The sequence below is a fragment of the Halapricum salinum genome, from assembly GCF_004799665.1.
Classification (GTDB): domain Archaea; phylum Halobacteriota; class Halobacteria; order Halobacteriales; family Haloarculaceae; genus Halapricum; species Halapricum salinum.
Window position 1 is genome coordinate 1,363,313 of sequence record NZ_CP031310.1, and the last position, 18,726, is coordinate 1,382,038.

At 63.3% G+C, this 18,726-nt stretch carries 19 protein-coding genes; 8 read left to right on the plus strand and 11 right to left on the minus strand.

Annotation, left to right across the window (positions count from 1 at the left end; all coding sequences use genetic code 11):
- Positions 1 to 96: 96 nt before the first annotated feature.
- From thsB to DV733_RS06890, 4 genes are all read right to left on the minus strand, one after another.
- A complete protein-coding gene (gene thsB, locus DV733_RS06880) occupies positions 97 to 1,752 on the minus strand; it encodes a thermosome subunit beta (protein ID WP_049995645.1) in 1,656 nt (551 codons plus the stop codon).
- A 215-nt stretch (positions 1,753 to 1,967) separates the two neighbouring features.
- Positions 1,968 to 2,357 carry a DUF7383 domain-containing protein gene (locus DV733_RS06885; RefSeq protein WP_049995456.1) on the minus strand — a complete coding sequence of 130 codons (390 nt, stop codon included), beginning with the start codon at positions 2,355 to 2,357 and terminating at the stop codon, positions 1,968 to 1,970.
- Positions 2,358 to 2,465: 108 nt separating this feature from the next.
- Positions 2,466 to 2,642 carry an HVO_0416 family zinc finger protein gene (locus tag DV733_RS17800; RefSeq protein WP_336884742.1) on the minus strand — a complete coding sequence of 59 codons (177 nt, stop codon included), beginning with the start codon at positions 2,640 to 2,642 and terminating at the stop codon, positions 2,466 to 2,468.
- Between the two features lie 350 nt (positions 2,643 to 2,992).
- On the minus strand, positions 2,993 to 3,586 hold the full coding sequence (locus DV733_RS06890; protein ID WP_154019545.1) for a GNAT family N-acetyltransferase: 594 nt from the start codon (positions 3,584 to 3,586) through the stop codon (positions 2,993 to 2,995).
- A gap of 85 nt (positions 3,587 to 3,671) precedes the next feature.
- Between DV733_RS06890 and serB the strand changes: the two genes are divergently transcribed.
- Positions 3,672 to 4,304 (plus strand): phosphoserine phosphatase SerB, encoded by a 633-nt coding sequence (gene serB, locus DV733_RS06895; protein ID WP_049995454.1) that lies wholly within the window; start codon positions 3,672 to 3,674, stop codon positions 4,302 to 4,304.
- A gap of 270 nt (positions 4,305 to 4,574) precedes the next feature.
- On the opposite strand, the gene serS is transcribed toward serB, so the two are convergent.
- A complete protein-coding gene (serS, locus tag DV733_RS06900; protein ID WP_049995453.1) occupies positions 4,575 to 5,954 on the minus strand; it encodes a serine--tRNA ligase in 1,380 nt (459 codons plus the stop codon).
- A 151-nt stretch (positions 5,955 to 6,105) separates the two neighbouring features.
- Here serS and DV733_RS06905 point away from each other — a divergent pair, with 151 nt between their 5' ends.
- The gene (locus tag DV733_RS06905; protein WP_049995452.1) at positions 6,106 to 6,600 is read left to right on the plus strand and encodes a carbohydrate-binding protein; all 495 of its coding nucleotides are present in this window, start codon (positions 6,106 to 6,108) and stop codon (positions 6,598 to 6,600) included.
- A gap of 33 nt (positions 6,601 to 6,633) precedes the next feature.
- Here DV733_RS06905 and DV733_RS06910 read toward each other — a convergent pair whose 3' ends face one another.
- Positions 6,634 to 6,924 (minus strand): DUF424 domain-containing protein, encoded by a 291-nt coding sequence (locus DV733_RS06910; protein WP_049995644.1) that lies wholly within the window; start codon positions 6,922 to 6,924, stop codon positions 6,634 to 6,636.
- A 28-nt stretch (positions 6,925 to 6,952) separates the two neighbouring features.
- The gene (locus DV733_RS06915; RefSeq protein ID WP_049995451.1) at positions 6,953 to 7,684 is read right to left on the minus strand and encodes a tetratricopeptide repeat protein; all 732 of its coding nucleotides are present in this window, start codon (positions 7,682 to 7,684) and stop codon (positions 6,953 to 6,955) included.
- A 53-nt stretch (positions 7,685 to 7,737) separates the two neighbouring features.
- Here DV733_RS06915 and thpR point away from each other — a divergent pair, with 53 nt between their 5' ends.
- On the plus strand, positions 7,738 to 8,295 hold the full coding sequence (gene thpR, locus DV733_RS06920; RefSeq protein ID WP_049995450.1) for an RNA 2',3'-cyclic phosphodiesterase: 558 nt from the start codon (positions 7,738 to 7,740) through the stop codon (positions 8,293 to 8,295).
- A 92-nt stretch (positions 8,296 to 8,387) separates the two neighbouring features.
- Positions 8,388 to 9,200, plus strand: a complete 813-nt coding sequence (locus tag DV733_RS06925; RefSeq protein WP_049995449.1) for a ZIP family metal transporter — start codon at positions 8,388 to 8,390, stop codon at positions 9,198 to 9,200.
- A 19-nt stretch (positions 9,201 to 9,219) separates the two neighbouring features.
- Here DV733_RS06925 and DV733_RS06930 read toward each other — a convergent pair whose 3' ends face one another.
- Entirely contained in the window at positions 9,220 to 9,705 is a 486-nt protein-coding gene (locus tag DV733_RS06930; RefSeq protein ID WP_049995448.1) for a hypothetical protein, read from the minus strand.
- Between the two features lie 172 nt (positions 9,706 to 9,877).
- Between DV733_RS06930 and DV733_RS06935 the strand changes: the two genes are divergently transcribed.
- Genes DV733_RS06935 through DV733_RS06945 form a run of 3 tightly spaced genes read left to right on the plus strand, consistent with a single transcriptional unit; the run spans position 9,878 to position 10,975 of the window.
- Positions 9,878 to 10,030: a 50S ribosomal protein L39e gene (locus DV733_RS06935; protein ID WP_049995447.1), complete on the plus strand. Its 153-nt coding sequence runs from the start codon at positions 9,878 to 9,880 to the stop codon at positions 10,028 to 10,030.
- Positions 10,030 to 10,308, plus strand: a complete 279-nt coding sequence (locus DV733_RS06940) for a 50S ribosomal protein L31e (protein ID WP_049995446.1) — start codon at positions 10,030 to 10,032, stop codon at positions 10,306 to 10,308. Before DV733_RS06935 ends, DV733_RS06940 begins: the two co-directional genes overlap by 1 nt.
- A 4-nt stretch (positions 10,309 to 10,312) precedes the next feature.
- Positions 10,313 to 10,975, plus strand: a complete 663-nt coding sequence (locus DV733_RS06945; protein WP_049995445.1) for a translation initiation factor IF-6 — start codon at positions 10,313 to 10,315, stop codon at positions 10,973 to 10,975.
- Positions 10,976 to 10,997: 22 nt separating this feature from the next.
- Here DV733_RS06945 and DV733_RS06950 read toward each other — a convergent pair whose 3' ends face one another.
- Positions 10,998 to 12,176, minus strand: coding sequence for an aspartate kinase (locus tag DV733_RS06950; protein WP_049995444.1), 1,179 nt, complete (start codon positions 12,174 to 12,176; stop codon positions 10,998 to 11,000).
- Between the two features lie 145 nt (positions 12,177 to 12,321).
- Here DV733_RS06950 and DV733_RS06955 point away from each other — a divergent pair, with 145 nt between their 5' ends.
- Entirely contained in the window at positions 12,322 to 12,711 is a 390-nt protein-coding gene (locus tag DV733_RS06955) for a hypothetical protein (RefSeq protein ID WP_049995443.1), read from the plus strand.
- A 440-nt stretch (positions 12,712 to 13,151) separates the two neighbouring features.
- Here the strand turns inward: DV733_RS06955 and DV733_RS06960 are convergent, their stop codons facing one another.
- Together DV733_RS06960 and DV733_RS06965 are read right to left on the minus strand one after the other, a co-directional pair.
- Entirely contained in the window at positions 13,152 to 18,272 is a 5,121-nt protein-coding gene (locus DV733_RS06960; RefSeq protein WP_049995442.1) for a DNA polymerase II large subunit, read from the minus strand.
- Positions 18,269 to 18,691, minus strand: a complete 423-nt coding sequence (locus DV733_RS06965) for a PPC domain-containing DNA-binding protein (RefSeq protein ID WP_049995441.1) — start codon at positions 18,689 to 18,691, stop codon at positions 18,269 to 18,271. Before DV733_RS06965 ends, DV733_RS06960 begins: the two co-directional genes overlap by 4 nt.
- Positions 18,692 to 18,726 lie beyond the last annotated feature (35 nt).

Here is an 18,726-nt window from a genome sequence, read left to right on the forward strand (position 1 = left end):
CGATTCCGGCTTTTTTCCCCAAGTTTTTCTCGCGCAGTGGTGCCCGCAGCGCGCCTTGCAGGGCGCGCGAGGACACCCGAGCGAGAAAAAGTGGGTTCACATCATGCCGCCCATGCCGCCGCCCATACCGCCCATGCCGCCGCCGGGCGCACCGCCGGGACCGCCCGCGTCTTCGCCGCCGGAGGTCGACAGATCGCCGGCAGCGATGATATCGTCGATCTTCAGCACGAGGTTCGCGGCTTCGGCAGCCGAGGAGACGGCCTGGGACTTGGCGTGGGCCGTCTCGACGACGCCGGCCTCGTAGGTGTCCTCGACGTCGCCGCTGAAGACGTTCAGACCGGCGCGTTCGTCGCCAGACTCGTGGGCGGCGCGGAGGTCGACCAGCGTGTCGATCGAGTCCAGGCCGGCGTTCTCGGCGAGGACGCGCGGGATGAGTTCCAGCGAGTCCGCGAAGGCCTCGATAGCGAGCTGCTCACGGCCGCTGATTGAGTCGGCGTAGTCACGCAGACGGGAGGCGAGTTCGACCTCGACTGCACCACCGCCAGCGAGGACGAGACCGTCGGCGACCGCCGCGGCGACGACGTCGAGGGCGTCGTTGACGCCGCGTTCGAGTTCGTCGACGACGTGGCCGGTCGAACCGCGAAGCAAGAGGGTGACGCCGTGGGAGTTCTCGCCCTCGACGACGAACCAGCCACTGTCGTCGTCACGGGAGACGGTGCCGGTTCCGAGATCCGCGGCGGTGAGGCTGTCCAGATCGGAGACGATCCGGGCGTCGACGACCTCCTTGAGGAACTCGATGTCGGACTGTTTGGTCCGCTTGGTCGCGAGGATTCCCTCCTTGGCCAGCAGGTGCTGGACCATGTCGTCGACGTTCTTCTGACAGAAGACGACGTCCGCGCCCGAGGCCTTGATCGTCTCGACCATGTCCTTGAGCTGCTGTTCCTCCTGCTCGACGAACTGCTGGAGCTGGGAGGGGTCGTCGACGCTGAGCTGGGCGTCGGCGTTGGCCTCCTGGATCTCCAGTGCGGTGTCGAGCAGAAGAACGTCGGCGTCCTCGAAGTCCGTCGGCATGTCCTCGTGTGCGGGGTCGTCCTTGACGAGGACGCCCTCCAGCAGCTCGGATTCGGCGGCGGTCGCACCGGACTCGCTGGTGATGTTGAGGAACTCCAGATCGACCACAGTAGAACCGTCCTCGGCCTCGACGGAGACGTGCTCGATGGCGTCGACGACGAGCTGGGCGAGCAGGTCCTTGTTCTGCTCTGCGCCCTTGCCCGTCATCGAGGTCTCGGCGACCTGCTTGAGGACCTCGGTGTCGTCGACGTCGATCTCCTCGGCGATGTCGTCGATCTCGCTTCGGGCCTGCTTCGCGGCCATGTCGAAGCCCTTGATGATCGCCGTCGGGTGGATGTCCTGCTCCAGCAGGTCCTCGGCGTTCTTCAGGAGCTCGCCCGCGATCGAGACCGCGGAGGTCGTGCCGTCGCCGGCCTCGTCTTCCTGGGTCTCGGCGACCTCGACGATCATCTCCGCGGTCGGGTTGTCGATGTCCATCTCCCGGAGGATGGTGACGCCGTCGTTGGTGACGGTGACGTCCCCCGTGGATGTGACGAGCATCTTGTCCATCCCCTTCGGTCCGAGCGTCGAGCGTACCGACTCGGCCACCGCGCGGGCCGCAGAGATGTTGTGGCTCTGTGCGTCCTTGTCCTGCATCCGCTGGGAATCCTCGCCCAGAATAATCATGGGCTGACCCTGCATTCGCTGGCTCATACTCGGGCGGAAGATTGAATGTGCTTCTATATAAGTGTGCAGGTTTCGTACTTCTCCGAGGTCCAGATAGACAAGCGAGTTTGCAGCTGAAACCGCAAGAAGAGAGTGATACTACCGGAATCGTGTGCCAGAAAGTGACACGGAGATTGGGGAGATGGACCGACGCGCCGAGCAGGATTTATATATGAGAGTGGCGATCCGGGTCACTCCTCCGGAGAGTCAGTTCGCCAGTGGACGACGACAGTCCCGACGGCGAAGGCGTCGTCAGTGGCGCCGTCGCGTTCGAACCGGAGCCGGTTCTCACCCGGGCGAAGCGGGGACCCGGCAATGGTGTCCATCCAGTATTGCCAGCCCTCACCGGGCGGGATATCGAATCCCGAGAGCGGCTCGTCGTTGAGCATGATCTGGTGGCCGTACTCGGCGACGTCGTACGCCTGTATCTCGAGATACGAATCGGTCGGGTTCGTCGCGGGAACCTCGAAGGTGTGAGATTTTCCGTGATCGCCGACGAACGTCGCCCACGGAAGATCGAGCGCGGTCTCGTCGGGGGCGAGAAGTTCCTGCACGGAAACAGTCGCGTAGTCAGCGTGCATACAGACGCCTGCGGGGGAAAGACAATAAGCGTCGGTGGCTGGCGAATCCCAGTGCTCAAGGAAAGCCACCTCGAAAAGCGTGATCCTGGCGTCTCCCGAGCGATACAGTCAGGCAGGTGACCAGCCACAGACGCCGCACTCTGTCGCCGCCCCTTCGTGAAGCCCCCCACAGTCGGGGCACTGCTTCTTATTATAGCTGCGTTCCCAGCCTACAGACTCGGTTTCGTGGCCGCGCTGTGACAGAAACTCGTCGAACATGTCGTCGCCACTCGGTGCTGAGGCCATACATGCTATGGTATAACACAGCACTATATAGCTCTATTGGTTCGTGCAAACGTGTCACATGAGCCTCCGAAATAGACATTCCGGGACGGCAAATCGGGAGACTGGAGGCTATCGAGTGTCGAGAACGACGCGATCAGAGCACAGCGGTGCTCCTACCGAGTGTAGTGTCCGAAAGTAGGTGGGGTGGGGGTGGGGGGTGGGGGAAAGGATCATGGCACCGGTGGGGCGGTGCCACTACCAGTTTCTGGGCGACGGTTGGTAATAAAGATTGCGCCCAAATTATCGAATTTGATTTTAGTTGCGAGAATAGTGCCGGTTACGTAGTACATACTCGATGCCCCAAGGGGCAATCACTCCGTCTGGGCGGCCCACGCCCGGGTAGAGAGATCTTTTTCGAGTAGGGTGAACTCGATGTCGACGCCGTCGATGGTGCGTGATCGCTGCTCGACGCGGTCGTAGCCCAGTGCTTCGTAGAATCCGACAGCGTTGAGCGAGGAGACGACCGAGAGCGTCTCACAGCCGTCGAAGGCAGCACTCATCTCCAGTTGACGGAGCAGGCGGGTCGCGATCCCCAGGCGCGCCCAGAACGGGCGGACGAACAGCGCTTCGACGCGGGACTGCTCGGCGTTGAGGACCCCGTAGCCGGCGATCGTGTCGTCGTCCTCGGCGACGAGGATCTGAAACTGGTCGGCGGACATCGCCGAACGGTACTCCTCGATGGCGTCGTCGTCCGGAGCCCAGGCTTCCAGTTCGACGGGCGTGTACGCACGCGCGGCGAGTTCCTCGATCGCCGCGCGCTTCACTTCGAGGACAGCCTCGGCGTCGCCTGGCTTGGCCGTCCGAACCGACACGTCCGGCATCCGCACGCCGGTTGGCGGTCCAGCCCCTTCATACGGTCGGTTGTAAGTCTGTTCCGGATCGATCGCACAGTCATGCGATCGCACCGGTAAATCGTTACAACCGACCGTATCAGTGCTCGCCTCGACGGGAAATCGAGGGGTTTGTGACCCCTCCCGGAGAAGCGGGGGTATGCTCGTCGCCTTCGACTTCGACGGGACCCTCTCCGACTCGGAGATGACGGTCCTCCTCGGTGAGCAGTGTGGCGTCGCCGACGAAATGGCCGAGATCACCGAGCGCGCGATGAACGACGAAATCGAGTACGCCGAGAGCCTTCGCCAGCGCTGTGCCCTGCTGGAAGGTCTCGACGACACCCGCGCCGAGACCGCCTTCGGCGAAGTCCTCCTCCGGGATGGCGCTGCCGACGTGATCGCAGATCTCAACGACGCCGGCGTCCACACCGCCATCCTCACCGGCGGCTTCGAGCGCGGCGTCGAGGCCGCCCTCGCGAAAGCCGGGGCCTCCGTCGACACTATCGTCGCCAACCGACTCCCCGTCGAGAATGGGGCGTTGACTGGCGAGGTCGAGGGACCGCTGATCGAGGGTACCAAAGACACCGCCCTGCGGAATCTCGCCAGCGATCTCGACCTCGATCTCTCCGAGACCGTGGCCGTCGGTGACGGCGCCAACGATCTCCCGATGCTCAGCGTCGCCGGGCTGTCGATCGGTTTCGAACCCAAGCCCGCCGTCAAGGACTCGTGTGACATCGTCGTGACCTCGATGCCCGAACTCCAGATCGTGCTGGAAGAAGAACGAGTCCTCTAAAACCACTTTTTACTTCGTCGGGTGTCCTCGCGAGCGCATAAAAGCGCTCGCTGCGGGCACCTCTCCTCGTAAAAACTTGGGGAAAAAGGCCGGAATCGCCTTGCGAGGGCGATTCCGGGGAAACGGCGGCCTGCGGCCGCCGTATGCTTGCCAACTCCGCAGCCGCAGGCCTGCCCTTCCCCGGTTCGCGCGGTCACGACACGCGCTCACGGCCGTCGCCACCAGATAAATAACTCCGCAGATAGATTTCCTTCGTGAGAAAAGGGATTCTCAGTCTTTCTCGCCCGCTCCGACCGCACTCTCGCCGACGGGGTCGTGACCCTCGATGACTTCCTGGCCGTCCATGTACGGCCGCAGGGCCTCGGGAATCGTGACGGTCCCGTCGTCGTTCTGGTAGTATTCCAGGATGGCGACCATCACCCGGGGGAGTGCGAGCCCGGAGGCGTTGAGGGTGTGGATGTAGTCGGCGGACTCGTGGCGCTCGGGACGGTACTGGATCCCGGCCCGGCGGGCCTGGAAGTCCTCGAAGTTCGAAGCGGAGGAGACTTCGAGCCAGCGGCCGCCGACGTCGGGGCCGTGGTCCATGTCGTCGCCGGGGGCCCACACCTCGATGTCGTAGGTCTTCGCAGAGGCGAAGGTGAGATCGCCACCACAGAGGGTGACGGTCCTGTATGGTAATTCGAGGCGTTCGAGCACTTCCTCGGCCTCGCTCACGAGGGCTTCGAGGCGCTCGTCGCTCTCCTCGGGCGCGACGAAGTTCACCAGCTCCACTTTGTTGAACTGGTGGACACGAACGATTCCGCGGGTTTCAGTCCCGTGCTCGCCTGCCTCCCGGCGGAAGTTCGGCGTGTAGGCCTGGTGTTTGAGCGGGAGATCGTCGTCCATGAGGATCTCGTCGCGATACATGTTCGTGACCGGGACCTCCGCGGTCGGGCAGAGCCACAGGTCGTCCTCGGCGTAGTCGTCGTGCTCGCCGCCGCCGATCCGGTAGGCGTCCTCGTTGAATTTGGGGAGCTGTCCCGTCCCGCGCATGGACGAACTCTTGACGGGGATCGGCGGGAAGACGTCAGTATATCCCTGCTCGCGGTGGATGTCGAGCATGAACTGGATGAGCGCGTGTTCGAGGCGTGCGCCGTCGCCCTTCAGGAAGAAGAACCCCCCGCCGGCGACCTTCGCGGCTCGGTCCTCGTCGATAATCTCCAGGTCGTCGCCGAGGTCGTAGTGCGGCGTCACGTCGTCGGGGTCGACCCGCAGATCGTCGAAACCCTCGCGGTGGACCTCGACGTTGTCGCTCTCGTCCTCGCCCGGCGGCACGTCGTCCTGGGGGATATTGGGCAGTTCCAGCAGCGCGGCCTCCAGTTCGGCTTCCAGTTCGTCGGCGCGCTCCTCGACGTCTTCGAGTTCGGCTTTGAGTTCCTGGGAGCGATCGATGGCGTTCTGGGCCTCTTCCTCTTTGCCTTCCTGTTTGAGCTGGCCGATCTCGCTGGAGACCTCGTTGCGCTTGTGCCGCAAGTCGTCGCCGCTGGCCTTGAGTTCGCGCCACTGCTCGTCTATCTCCAGGATCGCGTCGAGATCGACGTCGGTTCCGCGGAGGGAAAGGGCCTCACGGACCGCTTCGGGGTTCTCGCGGAGATACTGCCGTGGGATCATTGTCTCTGAGTTCTGTGTGCCGCGTGAAAATCGTAGCGATACCACGTGCCGGCGTGCCACGGCCCGACACGCCCCTTTCACGGTATGATATACCAAGGCACAACCGTTAGCGTTCGGCGGACAATCCACGTGCTACGGGATCAGGTGTCACATGGGGGAGAACGACCACGTGCGTCTCGAGGAAGGCGGCGGATTCGCCAGCATGCTGGCGACCGAGGCGGTCCACTACCTGCCGGGGACAATCGCGGCCGAAGCGTTCGACGAGCACGGTCTGGGTGGGCGCGATACCCGGCGGCCGTACGACGACGGGGCGCTCACACTGGGTCACCACGGCGACGAGGGGATCCACGTCGCCTGGCTCAAGAGCGGCGAGTGGCTCGCCTACGAGACCGAGGTCGACGGTGCGGGCGTGTACGAACTCACTGCCCGCGTCGCGGCCGCCCCGGCGTACGGCGGCGGCTCGTTTCGAGTCGACTGCGACGGCGTCGACGTCGGCACGGTGGCGTTCGAGCCGACCGACCACTGGTACGACTTCCGGGCAGTGCGAATCCGGGTGAGGCTGGCCGCCGGCGAGCGCACGCTCAAAATCGTCGCCGAAGAAGGCGGCTGGAGTCTCGATCGAATCACGATCGAACGGCCGGCGTGAGAACGCGGAGCGTGAGGACGGACCAGTCCGTCGCTACATCCACAACAGCTGTGCGTGTCGCGTCCCCGCTAACTCCATGACGTTGTCGGGGTCGACGAACCCCTCTTCGATCGCCAGCTCAACGGCGTCCTCACCGACGAGGTTCGCGGTCGAACAGCGCGCGAGACTCTGGGCGACGGCGTCCGGATCAGCAGGGTCGCCGTCGTAGAACTCCTCGGTCACCGTCAGCGAGACGTCGCCGTTCTCGAAGGTCTCTCCGAGGACGTCGGCGTCACAGACCGCCACGAGCAGCCCTTCCTGTGTCTCCCGTTCGGAGAGCAACAACCCGTCGGCAGTGTTTTCGGTCGCCATCTTACTCCATCAGCCGCTCTTGCTGTTTCTCCTGGATTTCTTCTGCCTGCTCGGCGACCTCCTCGGCGCGGTCGTGCTCGCCGGCTTCTTCGAGGGCCCGGGCTTTCTCCTGAAGCACCTCGGCGTTGCGGAATCCGAGTCGCGTGGCGTTGTCGAGGGCTTCGACGGCCTGTTCGGCCAGCCCGCGTTCCAGCAGGAAGAACCCGCGGTTGTACCAGGCCTGGCCGGAGCGTTCGTCCAGTTCGACGGCGCGCTCGGCGTGTTCCAGGGCCTGCTCGGCCCGGCCGGACTCCCAGAGGGCGTAGGCCAGGTTGGTCTCTGCGGCGGCAGCGTGTTCGGAGTCGTCGTCGATCCGCAGCGCTTCCTGGTAGGCTCCGATGGCCTCCTCGTGTTCGTCCATCTCGGCGTGGGCGACGCCCTTGTTGACCCAGGCCTCCTGCTCGACGAGGTCCTCGTCAGTGAAGCGGGCGGCCCGCTCGAAGGTGTCGGTCGCCTGCTCGAAGCGGTTGATTCCCATGTAGTTGAGGCCGACGTCCAGCAGTTCCTCGGCGTCGACCTGGTCGTTCGACACGGTGCGCTCGTCGAGCATGTCCGCGAGGACGCGGCTGTCGACGGGGTCGACCTTGTCCTGATCGACTTCCAGTTCGGGCGGGTCGAGATCGAATCCCTCGTAGGGATCGCCGAATCCCTGTCCCTCCGAGAAACGGTGGTCGTCGCGCTCGTCGTCAGTCATACCGGAAGGTTGGCGAAGCAGAGGGTTAAGGGCTACGTCCCAAAGAGACGCGTATGAGCAAGCGGCTGTTCGTCAGCGTCGATCTGGACGGTCTCGCCGACGACGTCCGGGCAATCCAGGATCACTTCGAGGGTGCGAGCGGGCTGAATTTCGTCGATCCCGAGCAAGCCCACGTCACCCTCAAGTTTCTCGGAGATACCGACGAGGACCTCGTTCCCGACGTCTGTGAGGAACTCGAAGCCGCCGTCGAGGAGAGTGGTGTCGATCCCTTCGAGGCGACCTTCGGCGGGCTGGGGGTCTTTCCCTCCCGTTCGTACATCAGCGTCGTCTGGCTCGGCATCCGCGAGGGCGGCGAGCAACTGAGCGCACTCCACGAGGCCATCGAATCCCGAACGGTCGACCTGGGCTTCGATCCCGAAGAACACGACTTCACCCCACACGTCACGCTCGCGCGGATGAATCACGCCGGCGGGAAAGAACGCGTCCAGGACGTCGTCGAGAATCACGACCCCGACGCCGGACCGCTGCAGGTCGAGGAGATTAGACTGACCGAGAGCGTCCGCACCGAGGAGGGGCCGCGCTACTCGACGCTCGAACGTGTCCGTCTCTGAACTAATCCACCTGTGCCCACCGGTCTTAGGCCCGCCAAAACCCATCACGTTACTGATAGGTCTTAAGTGGCCGGGACGCGTAGGCGGCGGTGATGGATCTGTGGTTCAACCTGACGCTGGTGTTCGTCGCGGGGCTCATCACGGCGCTGGCGACGGGGTTAGGAGCGATCCCGTTCTTTCTGGTCGACGACATCGGCGACCGCTGGAACGTGATCCTGTGGGGCTTTGCCTCCGGGATCATGCTGTCGGCGTCGCTATTCGGGCTGATCCTGGAGGGACTGCAGAACGGTGGGAGCAGCCCGTACCTGAAACTCGGCGCTGGTCTGTTGACTGGGGTCGCACTCGTGGTGGTGAGTCACCGCGTTATCGAAGGGAGAGAAGTCAATCCCCGCGAGTACGAGGAGGCAGATTTCAAGAAGCTCGTGCTGATCCTCGGTATCTTGACCGTCCACAGTTTTCCGGAAGGTGTGGCAGTCGGGGTCTCCTTCGCCGAGTTAGGGTTCGAGGGCGTCGAGGGGTTCGTGATCGCAGGGCAACTCGTCCCGCTACTGGCGGTGTTCATGACAGTCGCGATCTCGATCCACAACATCCCCGAAGGCGTGGCGATTTCGATCCCGTTGCGGTCGATGGGCGTCAGCGAGTGGCGGATGGTCGGCTGGGCGGTCTTCTCTAGTCTCCCCCAGCCGATCGGGGCCGTCCTCGCCTTCTACTTCGTCCGAATCGCCCGGGAGTTTCTCCCCTTCGGCTTCGGGTTCGCTGCCGGTGCGATGATCTATCTCGTCCTAACGGAGTTCGTCCCGGAAGCGCTCGATCAGGGGTCGGGCCTGCCTGGGGGTGGCCGTCGAGAGTTGCTCGCCGGAATCGGGGGCGGCGTGGTGTTGATGGTGCCGCTGGCGTTCGTCTAGTCGGAAATCGAGGATGGTTCTATATGGGGAGTGAACTCTCGATGACTTCCAGATCGAGCTGGACGGAGAGCGGATCGGCGTGGTCACTCGGAGGGTTCTCGCTACGATAGCCCGAGTGGTCCAGCACGAAGTAGCCCGTTCCGTCGATGTCCAGAGAGGTCCGGCCGTCGGTCGTCACCTCGTAGAGGTCGGCGTCGACACGCAGCGACCGTCCGCTGAGCGACTGGTGGCCTGGCGGTTGTGCATCCGGATTCTCGCCGTTAGTGTAGGCCCGATACTGCTCTTTGGCACTGGCGCTCGTGAACACGTAGACGTCGAACGACTGGTCGTCACGAGCGATATATCGAACCTTTTCACCGCTGGCTGGCAACTCCGTGATGTTCCCACGCCCGACTGGAACAGTCACAGTCTCGTTTTTCGACAACACCACTTCACCACCCATACAACCGGCCGTGCCGACCGTCACACCGGCCAATACCGTCGAGAGAAATGCGCGACGTTGCATCACAATAATGTCTCGTGGAGACCTACATATGTTCACCTCCCCGATTCTCAGGTCTGAATACACGACCCACTGGCCAGTGGGCGTGAGGCGGAGCCGAACGCCGAGGAGTCACGAGCGTACGCAGGCGCAAAAGAACACACATTTAAGCCGGGACGCGGAAAGGATGCACACTATGGGTAAGAAATCGAAGGGCAAGAAAAAGCGCCTGGCAAAGCTAGAGCGCCAGAACAGCCGCGTCCCGGCCTGGGTCGTCATGAAGACCGACCGCGACGTCCAGCGCAACGCAAAGCGTCGCCACTGGCGGCGGAGTGACACCGACGAATAATGAGTTCCAGTGATTTCGAGGAGCGAGTCGTCACCGTCCCGCTCCGCGACGCCAAAGCAGCGCCCAAACAGGAGCGAGCCGACAAGGCGATGAAGATCATGCGCGAGCACCTCGCAAAGCAGTTCGCCGTCTCCGAGGACGCCGTCCGACTCGACCCCTCGCTGAACGAGGCGGTCTGGTCGCGCAGTCGGTCGAAGCCGCCGAGCAAGCTTCGCGTTCGCGCCGCTCGCTTCGAGGAAGAGGGCGAAGCGATCGTCGAAGCAGAACCGGCCGAGTAGAGCGTTGCTCCGCGCTGCCTTCTCCGGATCGTCGTACGTCGGTGTCTTCGCTCGCACCACCGACGACTGCCTGTTGATCCGGCCGGATCTGGACGACGACCTGCTGGAGACGCTGACCGACGCCCTCGAAGTGCCGGCTGTCGAGACAACCGTCGGCGGCTCCGGCACGGTCGGCTCGCTAGCCACTGGCAACGAGAACGGCCTGCTGGTGAGCAGCCGCGTCAGGGACACCGAGCGCGAGCGGATCGCCGAGGTCGTCGATCTGCCCGTCGTCGAGTTGCCGGGCAAGATCAACGCCGCCGGCAACGTCGTGCTGGCGAACGATTCTGGCGCGTACGTTCACCGCGACCTGCCCCGCGAGGCCGTCCAGGCAGTGAAAGACGCACTCGACGTGCCGGTCGAGCGCGGCGACATCGCGGGCGTCGAAACCGTGGGTACGGCCGCAGTCGCGACCAACAGCGGCGTCCTCGCCCATCCGAAAGCGACCGACGCCGAACTCGACGCGCTCGAAGAGCTGCTCGACGTGCCCGCCGACATCGGAACGATCAATTACGGCGGACCGCTGGTCGGCTCGGGACTCGTGGCCAACGAAAACGGCTACGTCGCCGGTCAGGAGACGACCGGGCCCGAATTAGGGCGGATCGAGGACGCGCTCGGGTATATTTGAGGACGGAAAACGACTCGCCGTTTTAGAATTTCTTCTGGACCAGTTGCAGCGCCTGCTCGCGGTCGTCCCAGGGGACGAACACCGAGACCGACGTCGCGGAGGTGATGACGTCGTAGATGTTGATGTGCGCATCCGAGAGGGGATCGACCACGCGTTTGACGTTGCCGGGCTGGTTCGGGAGTTCGCCGCCGGTAACCCGAACGACGGCGATTTCGTCTTCGACGGTCACAGACGAAAGGGTCTCGTCGTCGACGACCTTGTCGTGCAAGAGTGCTTCAACCTCGTCGGCCTTCGCCTGGTCGACGTAGAACGTCACCGAGTCCATTCCCGAGGAGTTGGCCTCGATGTTGATGCCCTCGTCGCCCAGTGCCGACGCGAGATTACCCAGGATGCCGGGGCTGTTTCGGATGGCCCGGCCGGCGATGGTCACGCAGGCCAGTTTCGTCTCTTCGAGGTCGATGAGGTTCTGGAACTGGCCCTCGATGGAGGTTCCCCCTGCGAGCAGGTCGCCCGTCTGGTAGTGGACGACCCGGACGCCGAGGTTGGCGTCCTTGTAGCTGAGCGCGGAGGGCGCGACGACTTCCGCGCCGCGGAAGGATAGCGATCGGAGTTCGTCGACGGTGATCTCGCCGACGTTGCGCGCGCCTTCGACGACGCGGGGGTCGCCGGTCATGACGCCCTCGACGTCGGTGACGATCACCACTTCGTCGGCGTCCATGTACTTGCCCAGCATGACAGCCGAGGTGTCCGAGCCGCCGCGGCCGAGCGTCGTGACGTTGCCCTGGTGGTCCTGAGCGAGGAAGCCAGTGATGACCGGGACGACATCGTTGAGTTGGCCGGCGAGCGCGTGGGTCCGCCGGGTCGTCTCCTCGACGTCGACTTCGCCGTACTCGTCGGTGATGATCGGCCACTGCTCGCTGCCGGGTTCGAGGAAGACAGCCTCGATCCCGCGGGCGGCGAGTGCACCCTTGAGCATCCGGACGGAGGTTCGCTCGCCCATCGAGACGATCTGGGCGCGGTCTTCCTCGGTGACGTCGTACTCGATCTCGCTGAGGAGGTCGTCAGTCGTGTTGCCCATCGCGCTCGCGACGACGGCGATCTCGTGGCCCTGCTCGACGGCTTTGGCGATCGAATCCGCGGCTCGATTGATTCGGTCGCCGTTGCCGAGGCTCGTCCCGCCGAACTTCGCGACTACGCGCATGCTCTCACCTGTGCCGTGTGTGCGTCACTCATTATCCCGCCATATCGCGTCACGGGGAATAACTGTGTCCATTCGCCCCAACGACGTCGATTGGTTTCTCGCCACCGGGGGACGGTATAAGTAGGTGGGAGCCAACACCACGTGTATGCAGATCAGGGACGCCGTCGAGGCCGACGCCAGCCACCTCGCCGATCTCACCGATGCTCCACGAGACGTCATGCGAAACCTGATCCACGACCGCACGGTACGAGTCGCCGAGGACGACGAGGCGATCGTCGGATTCGTGAGCTTCGACGCCCGCGCCGAGACAGTCCACGTCACCCAGATCGAGGGCTCGGCCGACGCCTGCGAGCGACTGCTCGAAGAACCAGTCGGCTTCGCCGAGGGCGAGGGGATGGCCGTCGAACTACTCGTTCCCGAATCGAGTGAGACTGTTCGAGAAGCGGCACTCGACGCTGGCTTCGACGAGGAGGGAACCGGACCAGCTTTCGACGGCATGCCGACAATCCGGTATCGACTGCAAACAGGGGGGTGACGCAGGACAGCGGACTCGACGACACGCCGTAGCTCGACAGTAGCGGCGCGCGGTGGCGACTCGCTTGTGAGTCGACGGCGACGCGCGAGGTGTTCGTGAGTCGACGGCGAACGCTTGGAAGTGCTTGCTCTTCCAGTAGATGAGGAACGCAGCGAGCGGCGCGAGCGAGTAACGCAGTCGGCTGGGGAGGTTTGTGGCTGTCTATAGCGGTGCAGTCGTGGAAGTCACCAGCATACGGCGACTGCGTCGCCGTTTCCCCGCGAGCGGTGCGAGACGCGACCGAAGGTCGGGTCTCGATTGCGAACGGTGAGCGGAGCGAGCCGTGAGCGCTCTACCGAGCGCGAGCGGCCTTTTTCCCCACGTTTTTGCGTGAGAGTGGTCCGCCACGAGCCGGCAGGCTCGTGTGCGAGACCCGAACTCGCAAAAACGTGAGTGCCGGATTACATGAAGTCGGCAATCCCGCTCTGCTTGTTCTTGTCATTCTCGAACACCCGCTCGATCGAGCGTTCCAGAATCTCCAGACGCTGTTTGGTGTACTCCCGGCAGCCGAACTCCTCGGCGACCTGGGTCGCGGTGTCGATGTACTTGTTGACCGAGCCCTCGTGGACGGTCAGATTCACCCGCCCACCGCACTCCCGACAGTCGCCGGTCAGCGGCACTCGTCGATAGCTCTCCCCGCAGTCGAGACAGCGTGTCTCCTGCCGGGAGAACGCCCGGAGGTTCCCGATCAGGTCCGGCAGGAAGTGATACTCGATGATCCGCTCGGCGACGTCGGTCTCGTCCACAGCACGAAGTTTCCGGGCGAGGGCGAGCTGGGCGTCCATCTTGTCCTCCATCGACCCGAGCGTCTTGTACGCCGACAGATCCGGTCCCAGCGCGATGTCGCTCGTGTCGTGAGTGTGATCGAAGCCCGTGTACTCCTGGTCGGTCCCCAGCGTCTCCTCGGCGATGGTCATGACGTCCTCGACGTCCTCGGGATCGGCCATCTCGCGGGTCGCCTCGTAGAACTCCAGGGGGTACTCCCGCATGATGTCGACGTTGTGGGCCTCGTCGTCGATCTCGTTCGGGTCGATTCGCGAGGACATCACCAGGGGTGCGTCCATGCGACCACCTCGTTGATTGGGGAGGTACTTGCGGCTGAAGTTCAGCAGGCCGTCCATCAGCAACATCACGCAATCTTCGTCGCCGTCGCACTGCTTTTGAGATGTGTCATTCGCTATTAACGAATGCGTCTCTTCGACAGTGAGACAGTACGTGTGATCGACAGCAGATTCGACATACTCGACAGTATCGATCTCGTCGACGAGATACTCACCCGATCCACCGTCGAAAACGCGGCGGCCGAGGGGTGTGATCTGTTCGACGTGTTCTGCCAGACGCTGTCGCTTTCGCGTGAGATGAAGATCGACCAGCTCGTCGAACCGAACGGCATCGGTCGAGGAGATCGTAATCACGTATCCTTCCGCAGACATCGAATCGTCGTCAGCATCGTAGAAGTCGGGGAACTTCGAGGTGAGTGGAGCCGGATCTGTCTTCGTCACGCGACCATTAATCCCGAGGCGGGTGAGTAGCGCGAGTAACTCCTCTTTCAGCCCGCGACTGACAGTCGTCGCCGTGACTGTGAGGGAGTTTTTGTCGACCGATCCATCGCCACTGAAGTATCCACTGAGGTACGCGGCGACGATATGGTCTGGTGCGTCGAATAGACACGACGGCACACTCTTCTCTTCGGCGTGGACGCCACAGTCCAGCACCGTATCGAAAAAGACGCGAAGCAATCGACCAGAGACAGTGATTTTGGAATCGTTTTCGCGATACGGTGAAACGCCGAACTCCGATTCGAGCGTGTCGACAAAGAAGTCACGTGCCTCAGATTCGACACCGGAAATCGTCATCTGGTGGATCGTCCCCTTTGGAGTCTGCTGTTCACGTGCGAATCCCTCAGCAGTGTAGTACCCCAGCAGTGTCGCGACGGACTCGTTTAGTGAAACGAATCGATCGATCTCGGTCCTATCACGCTTCATTCCGAGAACGACGTCGTCCGGTATCCGATCGACGACGGCATCGAGCGAACCGAGAAGTTCCAGCAAGAACGCCGCAGGGAAACTCTCACGGTAGAGGTAGTTGCTGAGACGCTTCTTGCTAAGGTCGAAAAACGCAGCCGTACTCTTCAGTGGATAGAACGTTCCATCCCACTCGTCTGCGAGGACATCCTCGAAGAGCTGGTACAGGAAGTCCTTATCGAGCCCTTTGATCATCAATGACTCATTGTCGACGGCCGGGGTTTCGAGGAATTCACGTAGCAGATCGAACCGATGGATGGACTCGGTCGAGAGTGCAGATCCCACGTCAGTCGGTGTAACGAGACTGTCTGCAGAACTCAGGGAGGCGGCTTGCTTGGAACTGAGCTCTCCATCTTCGAAGACGTGCATCTCGTGATCCGGCGTCACGGTTACTTCGCGTCCGCTTCGTGTTTCGATCTGCACCATGTGTTTGGGTGCAGGATGTTTCGACACCGCCTGAACAGGTCGAGATTCGATCGTCCCGTCCTCGGCGAGCGATGGAACAGATACGTCGCCCTCGAGTTCATTCACGAGTGTTCCGAAGTCGTCCGCAGACACCTGCTCGACATCCAATCGGTCTTCGACGAACGATCGAATTTCGTCGTAGTGAGTCACCCCGTTCTCGTCTTTGTACCAGACCTTTGTCTCCGGATGGAAACAGTTCCGACGCTTGGCCGCGTGGAAGTACGGATGAGCATATCCCACCGCGGCAGAGGTGAAACCTATCACTCTTCCGACCGTCGCGGCGCTGGTGTGAGGGGCCATCCCGAAGACCAGTTCCCCGACGAGGTCCTGGCGCTCGTCGAACTCGTAGAAGGCGTCGAGACCGTAGTACTCCGTCAGGAGGTCGTCGACGAAGTCTGCGGTCTTGAGCATGTGCTCGGCCGCGCCGTCCGAGAGGACGATGTCCTGAACCTTGAGTTCGACCAGCTGGTCGTCGTGGCGCAGCGGGTCGCCGTTGACGTCTTGCTCGTAGCCGAGCTGGCGGAACTGCTCGGCCGTGACGTCCAGTTCTTCGGGTCGAACCGACGTCACGGGCAGGTCGGTCATGTCGTAGCGAACCGTGCCGTCTTTGAACGCGCTGACGTCGTGTTTCGCCCGGAGAACTCCCTTCTCCATCGGCTCGGGGATTTTCTCTTCCGAGGAGAGTCCTTTGACGCCTTTCAGCACGTCGAAGGCCGCCTCGCGCTCGCCGACCGACGCCATCGCGTCGCGGTAGGCCGCCTCGATGTCGAGGATTTTGTACTGGGTCGGACGGGCCAGCGTCTCACACCGCGGACACTCCGCACGCCCGGACTCGTCGGGTTCGGTCTCGGTCTCGCAGTCGGGACAGACGTACACCGCCTCGGCGACGCCGCCACAGTCGGGACAGCGCGCCTCGTGGGTATCCGTTCCACAGTCGACACAGCGCCGCCGGGCGACCTCGACCTCGACCAGGCCGGGTTGGTCCTGCATCGTCTCGGCGTGCTTGCCGGCTTTGGCGACGTCACGCTGAGAACCGCCAGCCTCGCCGATCGGATAGAGGGTGTGCACCGCCGGGGAGAGTTCGCGCTCCTCAGACTTCTCGGGGCGACCCATCCGGTTGCCGATCCGGGTCGGCGCGCGCTCGCGCACCCGAAACGGTGCGACCTCGTTGATCGCGACGATCGCGTTCTCGCCCTCCGCATAGGTGCGAGCACGCTCGGAGAGGTCGTCCCGGTCCCACTGGCGCTGGAGGGAGTCGTCGAATCCCAGCGACCGCGCCAGCGGCCGCCACTCCTCGACGACCAGCGTCTCCTCGGTCTGGGTGTGCGGGACCAGTAGCCGCTCCAGTGCCTCTCGAACCGAATCGGTCCGTGGTATGTGAAGGTCTGACGTTCCACTGGAAACAGAGGGGTCTGTGTCATCGAGCGTAGCGCCGTCAGTTGTCGCAATATCTGCAGATTCGATGGCTGTAGCTAGTTCACACGCCGCGTCGATAGAGATGTCGTGCCAGCAATAGGTGTATTTCGGGTGGAGTGGTGTGTCGTACTCGCCAGCCCACTGGAGGGCTTCCTCGGGAGTCGGGTCGTCGAGGTCCACATCTATCGTATCTTCCATCGCCTGGACGTCTGCGTCCGACTGAGCGAACTCCTGGACCCACCACTCGACGGTGTAGGAGGCGGGTGCGAGCGGGTGGTTGTTCTCGACGAACTCGCCGTAGTTGACCAGGTACTCGCCCAGGTCGAGGATCTTCTCGACGCCGTTACGAACTTCGAGTGCTTCCTCGGGGTCGTCGATCCGGCGGACCTCTCCGTTGGCGAGTTTGACCGTGGGACCCTCGATAGAGTCGACCGGAATGACACCGGCGGCCTTCCCGGGCCGCTCGGTCTTGATCTGGGTCCCGGTCGCGAGAAAGTCGTCGACGAGGTGCATCGTCGCCGGATGGACGCCTGCCGTCGCGAAGCCGTGATTCCGTGAGCGGCCGTAGCGCAGTCGAAACCCACCCGCCTCGCTGGGGTGGCCGAACACTGGTCGGCCGGCGATGAGGTCTCTGAGATACTTCTTTGCCGGATCGACTCGCGGCGGGCCGTCGGGTTCGTCGGATTCGTCCCCCTCCGCTTCCGATGGAACCTCGTCCTCGGAGTCGTCTGGCGCTTCGTCCCCGTCGCCGTCTTCGGACGCGTGCTCGTCGTCTTTCCCGATCGTGCCGTCGATGAGGTCCTGCAGCCACGGCCAGTCGACCTCGTCGAGGTTCCGGGTATAGCGCTGGATCTTCGGGGCCTTCAGCGCGATCCCCTCAGCCATGACCAGACACATCCCGCCGCGGGCGGCGTTCGAGTCGACGCGTTCGAGGTCGCGATAGCCCGACACTTCCTCGTCGCCCGTCGCCTCCCCGTCGAGCATGATCGGCATGTGCTCGGCGATGAATTTGGACTCCTTTTCCTTCGGGGAGTACTGCAGCCCAGTCTCCTTGTCGTAGAGATCGATCTCCTCGGCGTAGCGACCGATCTCCTCGTCTCTGGCTTTGTACTGGCTCATCCCGAGGAGTGCGCGTGCGTAGTCGGCGACGAGAACAGAGAGGGCCTGGGCAGTCCCCCCCGCAGATCGGATCGGCCCCGCGTAGTAGACGTTGACGAACTCCGTCCCGTCGTCGTTCTGGAGGACTTCGACGCGGTCGATCCCCTCGATCGGGGCGGCGACGACACCCTCCGTCAGGAGGGCGACCGCGGTTCTGACTGCGCCCTCCACTTTGCCCGCTTTCGAGTCGTAGTCACCGACGCTGCCGTCGACGAAGTCCTCGACGAGTTCGAGCGCAGCCTCTTCCCGACTCATCTGCCCCTCTAATTCGCGCACGCGTTCGGCGACGCCGTCGATCCCGAGGATGTTCTCGACGCGGTCGGCCATGTCCCGTGCAGTCGGGATCTCGACCTCGGGTTCAGGGTCACCGCCGCGTTTGCGTGCGGCATTGGCGATTTCCATCGCCTCGTCGAGTCCGGATTCGAGCCGCTCGAAGTACCGCTCGTCCGCGTCTCTCATAGCGGCCACAGGTCGAGATCGGTCGTCTCGTCGTGTGCGCGTTCGAGTGAATCCTCGAACGTGCGGACGTACAGTTCACCCGCGAAGACCGTCGCGCTGTCGAGATGGCCGGCGACGGTCGAGCCGTCGGCCCGCGAGAGCGTCACGTGCGTGTGCGCGAACGGTTCTCCCTCCAGCAGCGAGACGTTGCCCACGCAGGAGGCGACTTCCAGTGGTTCGCCGAACCACTCGGGGAAGTACTCCTGTTCGGTCTGGTCGTAGTACCAGAGTTCCGCGTCCTGAACAGCGCCGAGGCCGACGAAGAAGGCCGCGTCGATCCCTTCCGCGCGTGCGAAGTCCTCGATCTGAGCGCGCCAGTCCTCGCCGTGTGAGAGACGGGCGACGAACTCGCGGGTGCCCTCGACTTCGCGATAATCCATACCCGAAGAGGATGGGGGCGAGCGACAAAATAGTT